The sequence below is a fragment of the Candidatus Accumulibacter propinquus genome, assembly GCF_056856495.1.
This window is the reverse complement of the sequence record NZ_JBSEHC010000001.1, coordinates 47,958-62,493: the sequence shown is the minus strand read 5'-3', so window position 1 is coordinate 62,493 and position 14,536 is coordinate 47,958. Positions and strand designations below refer to the sequence as shown.

15 protein-coding genes are annotated in these 14,536 nt (G+C 63.1%); 2 read left to right on the top strand and 13 right to left on the bottom strand.

Annotated features, from left to right (window positions below; all coding sequences use genetic code 11):
- Positions 1-2: 2 nt before the first annotated feature.
- The 5 genes from AC15MQ_RS00280 to AC15MQ_RS00260 all read right to left on the bottom strand — a co-directional run bounded on the left by AC15MQ_RS00280 (position 3) and on the right by AC15MQ_RS00260 (position 5,262).
- Positions 3-470, bottom strand: coding sequence for a nitrate reductase cytochrome c-type subunit (locus tag AC15MQ_RS00280; protein ID WP_287652859.1), 468 nt, complete (start codon positions 468-470; stop codon positions 3-5).
- 51 nt (positions 471-521) lie between these two features.
- Entirely contained in the window at positions 522-1,424 is a 903-nt protein-coding gene (gene napH / locus AC15MQ_RS00275; protein WP_483079000.1) for a quinol dehydrogenase ferredoxin subunit NapH, read from the bottom strand.
- The gene (gene napG, locus AC15MQ_RS00270) at positions 1,421-2,392 is read right to left on the bottom strand and encodes a ferredoxin-type protein NapG (RefSeq protein WP_287652862.1); all 972 of its coding nucleotides are present in this window, start codon (positions 2,390-2,392) and stop codon (positions 1,421-1,423) included. Before napG ends, napH begins: the two co-directional genes overlap by 4 nt.
- An 85-nt stretch (positions 2,393-2,477) precedes the next feature.
- Positions 2,478-5,012: a nitrate reductase catalytic subunit NapA gene (gene napA, locus AC15MQ_RS00265; protein WP_483078999.1), complete on the bottom strand. Its 2,535-nt coding sequence runs from the start codon at positions 5,010-5,012 to the stop codon at positions 2,478-2,480.
- 1 nt (position 5,013) lies between these two features.
- Positions 5,014-5,262 (bottom strand): chaperone NapD, encoded by a 249-nt coding sequence (locus AC15MQ_RS00260; RefSeq protein ID WP_287665168.1) that lies wholly within the window; start codon positions 5,260-5,262, stop codon positions 5,014-5,016.
- Between the two features lie 626 nt (positions 5,263-5,888).
- Here AC15MQ_RS00260 and AC15MQ_RS00255 point away from each other — a divergent pair.
- A complete protein-coding gene (locus AC15MQ_RS00255) occupies positions 5,889-6,614 on the top strand; it encodes a class I SAM-dependent methyltransferase (RefSeq protein ID WP_287665165.1) in 726 nt (241 codons plus the stop codon).
- Entirely contained in the window at positions 6,611-7,192 is a 582-nt protein-coding gene (locus AC15MQ_RS00250; RefSeq protein ID WP_332335676.1) for a GNAT family N-acetyltransferase, read from the top strand. Before AC15MQ_RS00255 ends, AC15MQ_RS00250 begins: the two co-directional genes overlap by 4 nt.
- Before the next feature lie 33 nt (positions 7,193-7,225).
- Here the strand turns inward: AC15MQ_RS00250 and AC15MQ_RS00245 are convergent, their stop codons facing one another.
- The 8 genes from AC15MQ_RS00245 to mepK form a co-directional block, all read right to left on the bottom strand.
- Positions 7,226-7,996, bottom strand: coding sequence for a class I SAM-dependent methyltransferase (locus tag AC15MQ_RS00245; protein WP_332335675.1), 771 nt, complete (start codon positions 7,994-7,996; stop codon positions 7,226-7,228).
- 137 nt (positions 7,997-8,133) lie between these two features.
- Positions 8,134-8,511 (bottom strand): Na+/H+ antiporter subunit G, encoded by a 378-nt coding sequence (locus AC15MQ_RS00240; RefSeq protein WP_287665160.1) that lies wholly within the window; start codon positions 8,509-8,511, stop codon positions 8,134-8,136.
- A 5-nt stretch (positions 8,512-8,516) separates the two neighbouring features.
- Positions 8,517-8,786 carry a K+/H+ antiporter subunit F gene (locus AC15MQ_RS00235; protein ID WP_287652871.1) on the bottom strand — a complete coding sequence of 90 codons (270 nt, stop codon included), beginning with the start codon at positions 8,784-8,786 and terminating at the stop codon, positions 8,517-8,519.
- Entirely contained in the window at positions 8,780-9,271 is a 492-nt protein-coding gene (locus AC15MQ_RS00230; protein WP_287652873.1) for a Na+/H+ antiporter subunit E, read from the bottom strand. The genes AC15MQ_RS00235 and AC15MQ_RS00230 overlap by 7 nt, the downstream gene beginning before the upstream one ends.
- Complete coding sequence (locus AC15MQ_RS00225) at positions 9,268-10,779, bottom strand: monovalent cation/H+ antiporter subunit D (RefSeq protein ID WP_287665157.1); 1,512 nt, start codon at positions 10,777-10,779, stop codon at positions 9,268-9,270. Before AC15MQ_RS00225 ends, AC15MQ_RS00230 begins: the two co-directional genes overlap by 4 nt.
- Positions 10,776-11,102 (bottom strand): Na+/H+ antiporter subunit C, encoded by a 327-nt coding sequence (locus AC15MQ_RS00220; protein ID WP_287652877.1) that lies wholly within the window; start codon positions 11,100-11,102, stop codon positions 10,776-10,778. Before AC15MQ_RS00220 ends, AC15MQ_RS00225 begins: the two co-directional genes overlap by 4 nt.
- Complete coding sequence (locus AC15MQ_RS00215) at positions 11,102-13,906, bottom strand: monovalent cation/H+ antiporter subunit A (RefSeq protein WP_287665154.1); 2,805 nt, start codon at positions 13,904-13,906, stop codon at positions 11,102-11,104. The genes AC15MQ_RS00220 and AC15MQ_RS00215 overlap by 1 nt, the downstream gene beginning before the upstream one ends.
- 55 nt (positions 13,907-13,961) lie before the next feature.
- Positions 13,962-14,519 carry a peptidoglycan L,D-endopeptidase MepK gene (gene mepK, locus AC15MQ_RS00210; RefSeq protein WP_287665151.1) on the bottom strand — a complete coding sequence of 186 codons (558 nt, stop codon included), beginning with the start codon at positions 14,517-14,519 and terminating at the stop codon, positions 13,962-13,964.
- Positions 14,520-14,536: the final 17 nt, after the last annotated feature.

Sequence of the window (14,536 nt, the reverse complement as noted above, 5' to 3'; positions counted from 1 at the left end):
CTTCAGTTTTTCCTGACAGACTTCCTGGCTGCGTCACCCTTGAAAGTGTTGTCCACCAGCGGCGGCGCATCGACTTGCGGCACATGACACTGCACGCAGTTGTAGCGGCTCGCGCTCGCTTCGGTCAGCTTGTTGCCCTGACGATCAATGAAGTGGCTGTCGCCAATTTTCGGCGCCTTTTTCTTCTGGTATGTGGCCCCCGAATGGCAATCCATGCACTGGTTTCCATCGAGATTGATTTCGTCGAAGTTCTCCACCGCGTGTGGAATCACTGGTGGCTGCGTGCTGAAGGTCCTCGCCACCGGGGTTTCCGTCCCCGGGCGCCTGCCGGCGTAGGTCTTGACTTCGGGTGCCTGGTCTGGCGCGACGACGTCGATACCGCGCAATGAAGTCGTCGTGTCTGCGGCAAACGCCAGAGACGTCAGGCAGCTTGCCGCCATGGCGGCCGCAAGTTTCAGTAAATGGTTCATGATCGGCGTTTCCTCCACGTCAAAGGATGAGTTCGATGCTTCTCTGGTGATTCAGTTGCCGCTTGTCGCATGCCGTGTTGCGGTCTGCACCCCATTGCCGGGCGGGTTGTTGAAACGCAGTCCGAACGTGAAGACATCCTTGGAACAGACATCGATGCAACGCCCGCAATTGGTACAGTTGGCGGCCAGAATGACCGGGCCGACGCCCTTGCCCGCTCCCTTCAGTGCCGGACGAATGACCTGCGGTTCCGGGCATACCTCGAAGCAGTCCATGCAATCGTTGCAGGCCGCGCGTTTCGACGCGCTGATCCGTAGTGGGCTCCATTTGCCCAGCACACTGTAGAAGGCGCCGACCGGACATAGATGCCCACACCAGCCACGACTCATCACGAACAGGTCGAACAGAAAGACCGCCAGCACCACTGTCCATGCCGCTCCCAGCCCGAAGATCAGCCCACGCTGCAGCATCGATACCGGGTTGACCAATTCCCATACGAGGGTACCGGTGAGCGCTGCCAGCAGCAAGGTCATCATCAGGACCCCGTAGCGACTGCTGCGAGCGACATGCACGCTGCCCTTGATCCCCAGCCGGTAACGCAACCAGCCCGCGAGATCGGTCACCAGATTGAGCGGACAAACCCAGGCGCAATAGACACGGCCGCCGACAAGGATGTAGAAGATGATGACGATCAGTGCGCCGATCAGGGCGCTCTTCTCGGGCAGGTGGCCGGCGAGAACCGATTGCAGCAGCACGTAAGGATCGGTCAAAGGCAGGGTGTCGAGCGTCAGGCTGTACGCCAGATTTCCCTTGACCACCCATACCGCCGCGAGCGGCCCGAGCAGGAACAGGGCAAGGATGGCCAACTGGCACAAACGTCGGGCCAGCAGCCAGCACTGCGCGCGCAGCCACCCTTTGGCGGCATTCGCTTCAGCGCCGGCACGTCGGTGACTCATCGCGCGGCCTCCCGAGAGAGCCGCCGCCCCAGAGCACCGCCCGGCGACTGCGCCGGGCTGCCGGCTGCGGTGTCCGCTCCGCCCAGGCCCGGGGGCAGACTCGGGAGCACCGGACCGCGACCCGGTATTCGCTCTGGCAGCCCGCTGCTGCCTGGATCGAAGTGGCCCTCCAGCGTCGTGCCCTCGGGAAGTCGATCAGGCAGATCGACGATTCCCTTGTCCTCGACCAGTGAATGGCCACCCGCCCTCGTCTTCTCCTCCCAACCGAGACGGTAGTGCTCGCCCAGCGAACCCTTGACCAGTCTGGGCGGCAAGACCCTGATCGAAGCCTCGTCGGTCACGCACGCCTTTTCGCACTTGCCGCAGCCGGTGCAGTGCTCGGAGTGCACTGTCGGCAGGAACATGCTGTGCCGACCAGTACGGGTATTTGGGCGCAACTCGAGGGTGATCGCCTTGTCGATCACCGGGCAAACGCGATAACAGACATCGCAGCGCAGGCCAAGAAAATTCAGGCAGGTTTCCTGATCCGACAGGACAGCGAGGCCCATGCGGGATTTGTTGATGTCCGTCAGGTGATGGTCGAGGGCGCCGGTCGGACAGGCCCTGACACAGGGGATGTCCTCACACATCTCACAGGGCCCGCTGCGCGCCGTGAAGTAGGGCGTACCGGTGGCGACCAGCGATTCCGGCCTGGCGAGTTCGAGAATGTCGTAAGGGCAATCGCGAACGCACATGCCGCAACGGATGCAGGCACCGAGAAAGTCCTCTTCCGGGCCGGCACCCGGCGGGCGAATAGCCATCGGCGGTTTCGCCAGAGCTTTCCTGGCGTATCCCGCAAGACACAGCCCGAGGACGCCAACGCCACAGAGCAGACGGGCGGAGTCGAAGACAAATTGCCGACGCGCCAGCGCCGGTGCGTTTTCGGCACGGGACGGCACACGCCTGGCGTGGTTTTTCTCGGGAAACATGATGGTGTGGGCAGAAAGCAGACGGTGGTCAGCCTGGGGACGGACGATGATCAGCCCCCAGGCAGGTCCTGGTCTGGCGTGTCGATCAGGCCTTGACCACCTTGCACGCACATTTTTTGAAGTCGGTCTCCTTCGAAATCGGACAGGTGGCATCGAGCGTCAGTTTGTTCACCAACCGGTGTTCGTCGAAGAAGGGCACAAAAACCAGACCGACGGGTGGCTTGTTGCGGCCGCGGGTTTCGACCCGCAACTGGATCTCGCCGCGACGGGTGATGGTCTTGACCACATCACCCCGTTGCAGCCCACGCCTTTTCGCATCTTCCGGATGCATGTAGATCCACGCATCCGGCATTGCCTTGTACAACTCGGGGACGCGCCGCGTCATCGAACCGGTATGCCAGTGTTCGAGCACGCGCCCGGTGCACAGCCAGAGATCGTAGTCCTTGTCGGGCATTTCGGCGGCTGGCTGGTAGGGCAAGGCAAAGATCACTGCCTTGCCGTCGGGATGGCCATAGAACCTGACGCCCTCGCCCGGCTTGACATACGGATCGTAGCCCTCGCGAAAGCGCCACAATGTTTCCTTGCCATCGACCACCGGCCAGCGCAAGCCCCGTGCCTTGTGATAAACCTCGAACGCTGCCAGATCGTGGGCATGGCCACGACCGAAGGCGGCATATTCCTCGAACAGACCCTTCTGCAGGTAATAGCCGCAAGCCCTCGATTCGTCGTTGTCGAAGCCTTTGTAGGTCTGATCGAGCGGGAATTTGTTCACCTGACCGTTGGCATAGAGCACGTCGTAAAGGGTCTTGCCCTTGTACTCGGGGTTTTTCTCCAGCAGCGCTGCCGGCCACACCTCGTCGGTCTTGAAGCGCTTCGAGAACTCGATGTACTGCCAGAGATCGGACCGCGCCTGACCCGGTGCCTTGACCTGTTGACGCCAGAACTGCGTGCGCCGTTCGGCGTTGCCGTAAGCACCTTCCTTCTCCATCCACATCGCCGATGGCAGGATCAGGTCGGCGGTCATTGCCGAGACGGTCGGATAGGCATCGGAAACAACGATGAAGTTGTCCGGATTGCGCCAGCCAGGGAAAATCTCGTCGTTGACGTTTGGCCCGGCCTGCATGTTGTTGGTCGTCGTCGTCCAGTAGAAGTTGATCTTGCCGTCCTTGAGCAGGCGGCTCTGCGCCACGGCATGTGCACCAATCCAGTCGGGGATGGTACCGGCGGGAAGTTTCCAGAGCTTCTCGCTGGCTTCCCGATGCTTCGGATTGGTGACCAGCATGTCGGCTGGCAGGCGATGCGAGAAAGTGCCGACTTCGCGTGCGGTGCCGCAGGCCGAAGGCTGGCCGGTCAGCGAAAACGGGCTGTTGCCCGGTTCGGAGATCTTGCCCACCAGCAGGTGCACGTTGTAGATCATGTTGTTGACCCAGGTGCCGCGCGTGTGCTGGTTGAAACCCATGGTCCAGAACGAAGTCACCCTGGTCTTCGGGTCGGCGTAGGCCCTGGCCAGTTCCTCGAGTCTTTCCCTGGGTACGCCGGAGAGTTCGTGTGCCTTGTCGAGAGTGTATTCGGCAACGAAAGCCTTGAACTCGTCAAAACTGATCGGGCTGGCGCCCGCAGGGTTGCCCCGTGGCTTGCCATCCTCACCTGGATAGCCGTTGTTCATGGCGGTCTTCTCGAGTGGATGATTGGCGCGCAGGCCATAGCCGATGTCGGTCACCCCCTTCCTGAAGTTCACATTACGGGCCACGAATTCCTGATTGACCGCCTTGTTCTGGATGATGTAGTTGCAGATGTAGTTGAGGATCGCCAGGTCGCTCTGCGGCTTGAAGATCAGTTCGTTGTCGGCAAGCTCGGTCGAGCGATGGCTGAAGGTCGAGAGCACGTGAATCTTGACGTTCTTGCCGGTCAAACGACGGTCGGTCACCCGCGACCACAGAATCGGGTGCATCTCGGCCATGTTCGAGCCCCACAGTACGAAGGCGTCGGCGTGCTCGATGTCGTCGTAGCAACCCATCGGTTCGTCGATCCCGAAGGTGCGCATGAAGCCGGCTACCGCCGAAGCCATGCAGTGCCGTGCATTGGGATCGAGGTTGTTGCTCAGCAGGCCGGCCTTCATCAGTTTGGCCGCGGCATAGCCTTCCCAGATCGTCCATTGGCCGGAACCGAACATGGCGATATTGCGCGGCCCGCCTTTCCTGAGCGCGGCCTTGCACTTGTCGGCCATGATCTCGAAGGCCTCATCCCATCCAATCGCCGTGAACTCACCGCCCTTGTCGAACTTGCCGTTCTTCATGCGCAGCATGGGCGTGGTGAGACGATCCTTGCCGTACTGGATTTTCGCCAGGAAGTAACCCTTGATGCAGTTCAGCCCCTTGTTCACCGGGGCGTCGGGGTCACCCTGCGTAGCCACGATACGGCCGTCCCTGGTTCCCACCAGCACGCCGCAGCCCGTGCCGCAGTAGCGGCAGACGCCCTTGTCCCAGCGCACGCCGTCATCCCTCGCCGGCGCTGCCGGTGCCGCCTGTGCAAGCCCCGGCACACTCATCCCGGCAACGCAGGCGGCCGCGGCAACCGCCTGGCTCTTGATAAAGTCACGACGGGTCAAAGTCAGTTTCATCTCATGCTTCCTCATCAGGATCGGGTTCGAACTGGTGGTAAACCATTGACGCCGCGAGCACGCCCGGCTGCTGATTGATCTGCGCAAAGATGTCGGCCACAGCTTGCACGGAGTCAGCCTCGATGATCACGATCAAGCGGCCGTTCTCGCTTGCCGCATGCACTTCAACGCCAGCAAGCGCCGACAGCTGTTCCCGCACCAGTTGAAGGTCCTGGGGCCGGGTGTAGACCAGCACGCTGGAGATGTTCATGAAGTCGAGATACTCCTGGTCGCAGAACTGCCGACGCAATCATCGGCAGCCGCCGGGACAGACTTGGCGGGCATGCGTCATGGCAAACACTCTAAGCTTTGACCTGGCGATTTTTTTTGATTCAAATCAAAGGATAGCCATGAGCGGTGGGAATGCGCGCGACTCTCCTGCCCATCGAAGGCGCCGGAAAAGCAACGGCAGCGGCGCGCGTATCCGGGCTTCAACCCTCATCACCGCGTCACCCACTTGGGCGATGCTTCAGGCTCATGCCTGAACTGGAAATCCCCCCCACCCCCGGGTCGTTGCCAGCAGCACCGCCACGCCGTGGCAGGGGGAGTTCTCCGCCGTCCCACCCAGCACTCCCCTCAGCGTGGTCGCGACAGAGCCTGCTGGCATACACCACGGACATACGCCCCGGCTCGCGGCGAAGTTGCGACGGCGTTCCCGGTTCGCAGGCGTGCGGGCGCACCGCCATTCACTTGCTCATCTTCGGGTAGGGCGAAGAAGGGATTCCCGCAACGGGTACGGGCACGCTTGTGGCAAAATGAAGTCCGCAAGCTCATCCGGACGACGGCCCAACCGTTCCCGCGATGCGTTGTCTGCCACCCGCGTTATCCGAGGACGACATGTTACAGCGCTTTCTGCGTGCCTATCGGCGGCACCAACTCAAGGACATACCGGGCTTGATCCTGAAGAACGTCCGTCACGCCTGGACGCATTTCAGCGAGCCATCAACACCCAACCCATCGGAATTCGACGCCACCTATCACGTCGAAACCGACAGTATCCGCGAGACGGGCTCTCTGGACATCGATTCGCCCAACGCCAGGCATGCAGTCCGATACGAACCGTCACCCTCCGGGATGGTCAGGTCCATCCTGAGCACGCTCGGCCTCGATTGGCGTCGGTATACGTTTGTCGACTTCGGTGCGGGTAAGGGCCGGGTCCTGTTGCTGGCGGCGGAGTTGCCGTTCAAGAACATCATCGGTGTCGAGTTCTCCCCCGAACTCGCCGAACTTGCCAGCAACAACATCGCCCGGTATCTGGCGCAAGCCGGCAGCAGCGCGCGCATCTCCTGTCTGTGCCTGGACGCGGTTGATTTCCGCTTTCCCGAAGACCCTCTGGTTTGCTATTTCTACAATCCCTTCGGATACCCGGTGCTGGAAAGGGTGCTGTCCAACCTCCTGGCCAGCCATGCGCGCTCCGCTCGGGACATCTACGTGATCTATGTCCACCCGGTGCACCAGGCTGACATCAAACGCCAAAGCCCTGCTCTCGTGCCGATACGCGAGGATGAAGGGCTGGTGGTCTATCATCTCGGAAAGGACACCGGGGAGCAATCGATCCGATGAGCATCAAGGAACGTCTCAAGAGCCTGGGCAAGCTTCTGCTGGGCGGCTACGAGATCAATCGGATGTACCACTCTCCGCCCCTGCACGAGCATTTCGTCTGTCCGGACGGCGCGCGCTTCGGGACCATCGAGACGACTCGGCAGGTGGCCGGATGCGAGTATCCGGAGATCAGCAGACATGCCTGGTACACCAGCAAGCCGGGGCACAGCTACGGCGCCTGGGAAAATGGTCGGCTGGTGTGCTTCTGCACCTACTGGACGAATACCGAAGACAATCTGCCCCGTCGCTTCCGGAACATCCGTGACGATGAAATCGTCATGGTCGATCTGATCACCGCCGAAAGTGCCCGTGGCAAGGGATTATCCGTACAGATGATGGCCTTTTCCGCAAGCGAACTGAAGAAGCTGGGATACCGCAGATGCCTGACCTGGATCTGGCATTCGAACCATCCGTCGATCCGTGCGTTCGAAAAGGCAGGCTGGATCTACGATTATTTCCTGATCGAACTGCCATGGCGCGGCGAGAAGGACCGCATCCGCATCAGGCTGCCACGCTGGGTCGCTCGACTGTTTGGCTGACCCAGCGAAAGGCGTACCCGCCTGGGCAGCGGATCAGCGGCTGGCGTTGGCCCGCGGTTTTGAAAACAGGACATGGATCCAGTTGGCATGCGGCTTGACGATTGACGCCTGCAGGCGGTCAAGCAGGAAGGCGGCGCGGGTGGCAACGCGCTGCGGAAGGTTGCGCTCTCGGGGCCGCCCGATGGGCGCACCGCAGTAGACACAGGGCTCTTCCTGTTGCCAGGTACCGAAGGGACGACCGGCGTAGTCCAGCAAGGTGGCGGAAACGGCGTTGGTGACATCGCTGCTGCTGCCCACAAAGCTGGTCTGGTCCCAGTTCAGGGTGCCAAACAGGGACCGCAGGCGCGCCTCGTCAAAACTATTGACATGTCCCCAGGGTGGGTTCGACTTGCCGCACGACGCGCACAGCGTGCGTCCGCAACGCAGATCCTGGCGATAAGGAACGCCGATGACCACCTTGTCCCTGGCGACCCGGGCAATTTCCCGACACGCCTGGGTGAGGCCCGGCTCGGGGATATGTTCCAGGACTTCGGCACAGAGGATCGCGTCAAACTCGTTGTCGGCAAACTGCAATGCGGTAACGTCTCCCTGCACCGCCTCGACCCGGGGGTGATCGATCACCGGCTTCTCAAGATCGAGAGCGACGACCCTGTTGAATCTTTCCGCGAGTTTCCTGGCCAGATAGCCATCCCTCGCACCAATGTCGAGCGCGGTACTGCCACGACTCGGAAGCAATGCGAACAAATCGGCGCTGCGCTGCTGTTCTGCAGCACTCGCGCGGTAGGCGGCAAGATCGATAGGCATGGTTGGCGGGCCGTCGGATGGTCGAGGATCAGGAGATCGAAGTCTAACGCCACGGGCAAGTCGAGTGGAAAAGATTAGCTCGTGTACGCTTTCAGGGGTGCCTCAGGCCTTCCTGCTGAAAGTGCCAACAGCAAGGATCAGGGCTTGCGGCCAGCTGCCTGCGATCTCTGCTCGGGTTCTCTGAGGGAATCACCAGTGACGGTCGCCTGTGGGTCATCACCAGGTCCCTTGGCCTGCCGGTGCAGCGCCGCCTTGGCGAGCAGATGCGCGGTAACCGGAGCGGTGATGAACAGGAAGAAGAGGATCGCCAGTTCGTGCAGACTGATTGCACCACCCTCGCGGGTCGAAAAAAAGATTGCCGAAGCCAGCAGCAGCGCACCGACTCCCAGTGTCGTGGCCTTGGTCGGGCCGTGCAGACGGGTGAGAAAATCCGGCAGGCGCGCCAGACCAATCGACCCGAGCAGGACGAACAGCGCCCCGAGAACGATCAGGGCGGCGATGGCAGATTCAGTCATCGCCGTCATTCGATGATGTCGCCACGCAGGAGGAACTTGCACAGCGCGACGGTCCCGACAAAGCCCAGCAGGGCGAGCAGCAGCGCCACCTCGAAATAGACGGTGGTCGCGGTACGCATCCCGAACAGCACCAGCAGCGCGATGACGTTGATCCCGAGGGTGTCGAGCGCCAGAATTCGGTCGGTAATGTCCGGCCCGCGAATCAGCCGGTAGAGGTTGAGTACCTGCGCCGCGCCGACCAGGACGAAGGCCATCTCGATGGCGGCATTCAACATGCGAACATCTCTTTCAGCGGCAGTTCGTAACGCGCCTTGATCTCCTGTACCAGCGCCTGCGGATCGGGAGCATCGAGGGCATGCACCAGCATCACCCAGCGTTGCCGATCCACGTCGATGGCGACCGTGCCCGGCGTCAGCGAGACGACGCTGGCGAGCAACGTGGCGAGAAACGGGTCGTGAATTTCCAGAGGGACTTCGACGAAAGCCGGCGAGAGGCGGTGCAGCGGGCCGATCACCCGCCACGCGACACGCCAGTTGGCAGTGAAGACGTCGGCCGCGAAGACGGCGCAGAAGCGCAGTGCCAGCCATGGCCGGATGAGGCGTGGCGGAGCCGGCCAGAACGGTCGCGTCAGCAGCGGTACGACGAAGGCCAGCAGGCCGCCGAGGAGCAACAGGCCGGACGATGCGGCATTGCTGATCACCGCCCACAACAGGAAGACAGTGAGCGACAGCAGCGGGTGCGGCAGGAGTCGGCGGTTCATCGTATCGCCTCGCGAGCGATCCGCGCCGGCGCGGGCCCGAGAACGGCTGCCACATAGGCACCCGGCGCATGCAATTGCCTGGCTGTGCGTTCCGTGTAGTCGGACAGCGGTCGCGCCAGGACGGCCAGAAGCGGGCCGGCGGCGACCAGCGCCAGTGTAGCCGTCGCTCGCGGCCAGGCGATTGCGGCGGCCGGCCCGACCAGCGTCCGGTGCTTCCAGAACAGGTAACCGCCGTTGTGCGCCAGCGCGATCATGACCACGAAACCAGCGCCCAGCAGCACCACCCAGACCGCCGTTCCGGCGGCGACTTCACGCAGCGTCGTCAGCAGCATCAGCTTGCCGAGAAAACCGGAAAACGGTGGCAGCCCGGCCAGCGTGGTGGCCAGAACCAGGAAGGAAATTCTCACCCAGGTGGCTTGCGGCTGCGGTCCGGCCACCAGAAGATCGGCTGCCGGGCCACGCTGCTCGGCAATGACCCCGGCCAGCAGGAAGAAGGCAGCACCGGCCAGTGTCGAGTGCACCAGGTAGAAGAGGGTCGCCGCAGTGACCGCGGCACTCGTCTGCGCCAGCGTCACCAACAATGTCCCGGCGGAAAGCAGCACCAGCCAGGCGGCGAGCGCACGCAGGCGAGCGGCGGCCAGCGTGCCGAGGGCCGCGAAGACGACGGTGGCCAGGGCCAGCGGCGTCAGCCAGTGATCGAGGAGATCGGGCATGGCCGGCGCCAGAGCGATCACCTGCAGGCGCAGGATGGCGACGATCCCAACCTTGGTCATGATCGCAAACAATGCCGCGACCGGAACCCCGGCAGCGGTGTAGGTCTGCGGCAGCCAGAACGACAGCGGCAGCAGCCCGGCCTTGAGTACGAAAACCGCGATCAGCAGGGCCAGCGCCAGCCTGGTCAGCGCCCGATCGTAACCTGGCAGTGGCAGACGCTGCGCCACGTCGGCCAGGTTGAGAGTGCCCAGGGTGCCGTAGAGCAGTCCGAGAGCAATCAGAAAAAGCGCCGACCCGACCAGATTGAGTACCACGTAGCTGATTCCTGCGCGGGTTCTTGCCAGTCCGCCACCGTGTGCCAGCAGGGTATAGGAAGCCAGCAGCATCACCTCGAAGAAGACGAAGAGATTGAACAGATCCCCGGTCAGGAAAGCCCCCAGCAGACCCATCAGTTGCAGCTGGAACAGCGGGTGGAAATGTTTGCCGCGCTGGTCAAAGCCGGCACTGGCGTAGAGCAGCGCCGCGAAGCCCAGCACCGCGGCAAGCAGGACCATTGCCGCCGCCAGGCGATCAACGACCAGCACGATGCCAAACGGCGCCGGCCAGTCGCCAAGCGCATAGACCCGCGTCTGGCCGTCGTCGGCAAGCCAGGTCAGCCAGATGCCGACCAGCACCAGCAGGGCTGCCGAAAGGAGTCCGACGAAGCGCTGGAACGACAGTCGATCGCAAACCATTTGCAGCAGCGCAGCGGCAAACGCGATCAGGATCGGCAGGATCGGCGCGTGCGTGCTCACGGTTCCCGGCCTGCGTCCACGTGATCGGTACCCGCCTCGGACAGGGCGCGCAAGGCCAGCATCGCCAGATAGGCGGTCATGCCGAAGCCGATGACGATCGCCGTGAGCACCAGCGCTTGCGGCAAGGGGTCGGTATAACTGGCGCCGGCGCGAATCAGGGGTGCCGCGTCGAAGCGCAGGCGACCACTGGCAAAAAGAAACAGGTTGACAGCGTAGGACAGCAGCGTCAGTCCGAGCAGGACCGGGAAGGTGCGTGCGCGCAGGATGAGAAACACGCCACACGCGCTCAGCACCCCGACGGCGATCGCCAGCAACGCTTCCATCAGAGCACCTCCCGCGCGCTGGGTACGCGCAGCGAGAGCCTGCCGAGTCCCGTGAGCACGCACAACACGACGGTCACAACGACGATATAGACGCCGAGGTCAAAGACCATCGCTGAAGCCAGTTCGACCTCACCAAGCCAGGGCAGCCGCAGCTGGCCATGAGCGCTGGTCAGGAAGGGCCGAGCAAATGCCCAACTGGCCACCCCGATGCCGGCTGCCAGCGCCAGGCCCAGCGCCAGCAAGCTGGTAGGGTGGCGCGGCATGCGCGGCTGCGCAAAGGCCATGCCGCCCCCGAGATACTGCATGATCATCGCAACGCTGGTAATCAGCCCGGCGACGAAGCCGCCACCTGGCTCATGGTGCCCGCGCAGGAAGATATACACGGATACCGTCAGCGACAGCGGCAGCAGTGGGCGGATCAGCATGGCCAGAAACAACGGATGCGCTTCACTGGCCCAGGGCCGGCCCTCGGTATCCCGCAAGGGTGCAACGAGTACCAGGCGGTCGAGCAGGGCGTGCGCAGCTAGGGCAACCATCGCCAGCACGGTGATTTCGCCCAAGGTATCGAATCCACGGAAATCGACCAGGATCACGTTCACCACATTGGCGCCACCGCCACCGGCAAGCGACTGCTGCAAGTAGAATTCCGAGATCGTATCGACCGGTGCGCCGAGCATCTGCAAGGTGGTCAGCCCGAGGCCACCGCCGACCAGCAGTGCCAGGATCAGGTCGCGCGTCAACCTCGGGGCACTGCTCTGCGGCGGAGCACTCGCCGGCAGATAGTAGAGTACCAGCAGCATCAGGATGATCGTCCCGGTTTCCACGGCGAGTTGGGTCAGCGCCAGGTCAGGCGCCGAGAAGCGCACGAAGCTCAGTGCCACCACCAGCCCCACAACGCTGACCAGGATCAGTGCCAGGAGTCGTTGCCGGTACAGCAGCGTGGCTCCGAGCGCTCCGAGCAGGAGCGCGATCAAGGCCGCGATGGCCGCCTCGTCAGCGGCCTGGACAGGCGCGCGGACGAGGCTCGTCGGCCCCGAAAAGAAGGCCCAGCCACCGAGCAGCACGACGAAAGCAAAGAGCAGCGCCGCGTGGCGCTGCAGCGAGCCATTGTCAAGCAGGGCATTGAGCGAACGGGCGACAACGGCCAGCCGCCGATAGGCGCGCTCGAAAGCACTGTGCGCGTGCCAGCGCGGCAACTGTGCCTGCCAAGCGAACAGCGGCGCGCGCAGGGCGTAGATGCAGACGCCGCCGACCAGGGCCAGCAGGCTCATCAGCACCGGCCGATTGAAACCGTGCCATAACACCAGTTCAAAATCCGGTAGCGGCCCCTGCAGGGCGGCCGCGGCGGCGGCATCGAGCAGCGGCCCAACGGTCCAACCGGGGAACATGCCCACGAGCAGACAAAGCAGGACCAGCAACTCGATCGGAGCCCGCATCCAGCGTGGCGGCTCGTGCGGCTGACGCGACAGGGCAACCGGTTCGCCATTGAAGAACACGTCATGAACGAAGCGTGACGAGTAGGCGACGGCAAGCATGCCGGCGACGGTCGCAAACATCGGCAGCGCCCAGCCGAGGCCTGCGAACGGCTGGTAGGCGACCGTTTCGGCAAAGAACATCTCCTTGCTCAGAAAGCCATTCAGCAGGGGCACACCGGCCATTGACGCGGCGGCGATGATCGCCAGCGTGGCAGTCACCGGCATGTACCTGAACATGCCATTGACGCGCCGCATGTCCCGCGTGCCGCATTCGTGATCGATGATGCCGGCGGCCATGAACAGCGAAGCCTTGAAGATCGCATGGTTGATGATGTGAAAGATTCCGGCCACCACCGAAAGCGGCGTGTCGAGACCGAACAGCAGCGTGATCAGGCCAAGCTGGCTAATCGTCGAATACGCCAGCAGCCCCTTGATGTCATGACGAAAGAACGCCATTGCGGCGGCGTAGACCAGCGTGATCGCGCCTGTCGTGCTGACCAGCCAGAACCACAGGTCGCTGCCGCCCAACGCCGGGTAGAGCCGGGAAAGCAGGAAGACGCCAGCCTTGACCATCGTCGCCGAATGCAGGTAAGCCGACACTGGCGTCGGCGCCGCCATCGCGCTTGGCAGCCAGAAGTGGAAGGGAAACTGCGCCGACTTGGTGAACGCTCCGAGCAACACCAGGATCAGGGCCGGTGCATAAAGCGCGTGCGCGCGAATGCGCTCGCCGGCGTCCAGGATCACCGACAGCTCATGGCTGCCGGCAATGTGTCCGAGCAGCAGGATGCCGGCAAGCAGCGCGAGACCGCCGCCGCCGGTGACCGCCAGGGCCAGGCGAGCGCCACTTCGCGATGCGTACTTTTCACTGTCGTAGGCCACCAGCAGGAACGAAGACAGGCTGGTAAGCTCCCAGAAGACCAGCAGCAGCAGCAGGTTCTCGGAAAGCACGACGCCGAGCATCGCCGCCATGAAGAGTAGCAGGATCGCGTAAAAGCGCCCGAGACGGTCGCTTTGCGGCAGGTACCATAAGGCATACAGCACCACCAGCAGGCCGATGCCGCAGATCAGCAGACAAAACAGCAGCCCGAGGCCGTCCAGGCGCAGGCTGAAGTCGAGTCCATAGGCGGGCAACCACGTCAGGCGTGCGAGTTCGGTGTGGCCAGCCAGAGCCGCAGGTGCCAGCGGCGCCAGCAAGACCAGACAGGCCGCCATCACCAGGGCGGCGGCAAGGGCGGCGGCAGCCCGCCCGTGGCGCTGCAACAGCAACGGCAATGCACAGGCGCCAAACGCCGTCGCCGGAATCGCCACCAGCAGAGTGCTCGAGTTCACCACCGCCCTGTCGGGAAAGGTTCTTCGGCGCGCACGCGTGGTGCCCGGAGGCAGGCTACCAGTAGCGCACCCTGCCGGTGTCGAGATGGACGAAGTGGTTACGCGGATAAAACCCGACGCCCCCGACACCCAGGGAGATTGCCGCATCGCGGAGATCGGCAAGCGGCACGCCAGGCAGGCGAATATCGATCGCCTTGCCTTCCATGTGCAAGCTTTGTCGGGCCACGCCGCCACCGCGGTTGTTGCGCAACTGCGTGTTGGTGGTGGCGCAACGGTAACCGGAGTAGACCTCCACAGGCTGCGAGCAGTCAAGCTCCTGCCGAGTCTGAAATAGCAGATCGAAGAGTTGCGGGTCGATGCTGCCGACCTCGCCGGAATAGTGGTCGCGGAGAAAGTGGTTCAGCGCGTTCAGCGCATCGGGACGATAGTGGTCACCGATGGCAAAGACGACGGAGAGATGTTCACCGGTATGCAGGTGAACAAATTCGAGGCTGCGCGCATTCGGCAGGGCCGCGAGCACGGGCTTCGCTGCCGGCAGGACCGTGCCGGCGACGACCAACCGGACCGCTTGCCCGAGAAACACTCGGCGCGATTGCTTGAGAGGTGTCAGCATGAGATGTTTTTCCAGAC

What these genes read in the sequence shown, in the direction of transcription:
- AC15MQ_RS00240 (WP_287665160.1), bottom strand. Translation starts at nt 8,511, where the DNA reads ATGACTGAATCTGCCATCGCCGCCCTGATCGTTCTCGGGGCGCTGTTC.
- AC15MQ_RS00230 (WP_287652873.1), bottom strand. Translation starts at nt 9,271, where the DNA reads ATGAACCGCCGACTCCTGCCGCACCCGCTGCTGTCGCTCACTGTCTTC.
- napH (WP_483079000.1), bottom strand. Translation starts at nt 1,424, where the DNA reads ATGAGTCACCGACGTGCCGGCGCTGAAGCGAATGCCGCCAAAGGGTGG.
- AC15MQ_RS00280 (WP_287652859.1), bottom strand. Translation starts at nt 470, where the DNA reads ATGAACCATTTACTGAAACTTGCGGCCGCCATGGCGGCAAGCTGCCTG.
- napA (WP_483078999.1), bottom strand. Translation starts at nt 5,012, where the DNA reads ATGAAACTGACTTTGACCCGTCGTGACTTTATCAAGAGCCAGGCGGTT.
- AC15MQ_RS00260 (WP_287665168.1), bottom strand. Translation starts at nt 5,262, where the DNA reads ATGAACATCTCCAGCGTGCTGGTCTACACCCGGCCCCAGGACCTTCAA.
- AC15MQ_RS00245 (WP_332335675.1), bottom strand. Translation starts at nt 7,996, where the DNA reads ATGCCTATCGATCTTGCCGCCTACCGCGCGAGTGCTGCAGAACAGCAG.
- AC15MQ_RS00235 (WP_287652871.1), bottom strand. Translation starts at nt 8,786, where the DNA reads ATGTTGAATGCCGCCATCGAGATGGCCTTCGTCCTGGTCGGCGCGGCG.
- AC15MQ_RS00220 (WP_287652877.1), bottom strand. Translation starts at nt 11,102, where the DNA reads ATGGAAGCGTTGCTGGCGATCGCCGTCGGGGTGCTGAGCGCGTGTGGC.
- AC15MQ_RS00255 (WP_287665165.1), top strand. Translation starts at nt 5,889, where the DNA reads ATGTTACAGCGCTTTCTGCGTGCCTATCGGCGGCACCAACTCAAGGAC.
- mepK (WP_287665151.1), bottom strand. Translation starts at nt 14,519, where the DNA reads ATGCTGACACCTCTCAAGCAATCGCGCCGAGTGTTTCTCGGGCAAGCG.
- napG (WP_287652862.1), bottom strand. Translation starts at nt 2,392, where the DNA reads ATGTTTCCCGAGAAAAACCACGCCAGGCGTGTGCCGTCCCGTGCCGAA.
- AC15MQ_RS00250 (WP_332335676.1), top strand. Translation starts at nt 6,611, where the DNA reads ATGAGCATCAAGGAACGTCTCAAGAGCCTGGGCAAGCTTCTGCTGGGC.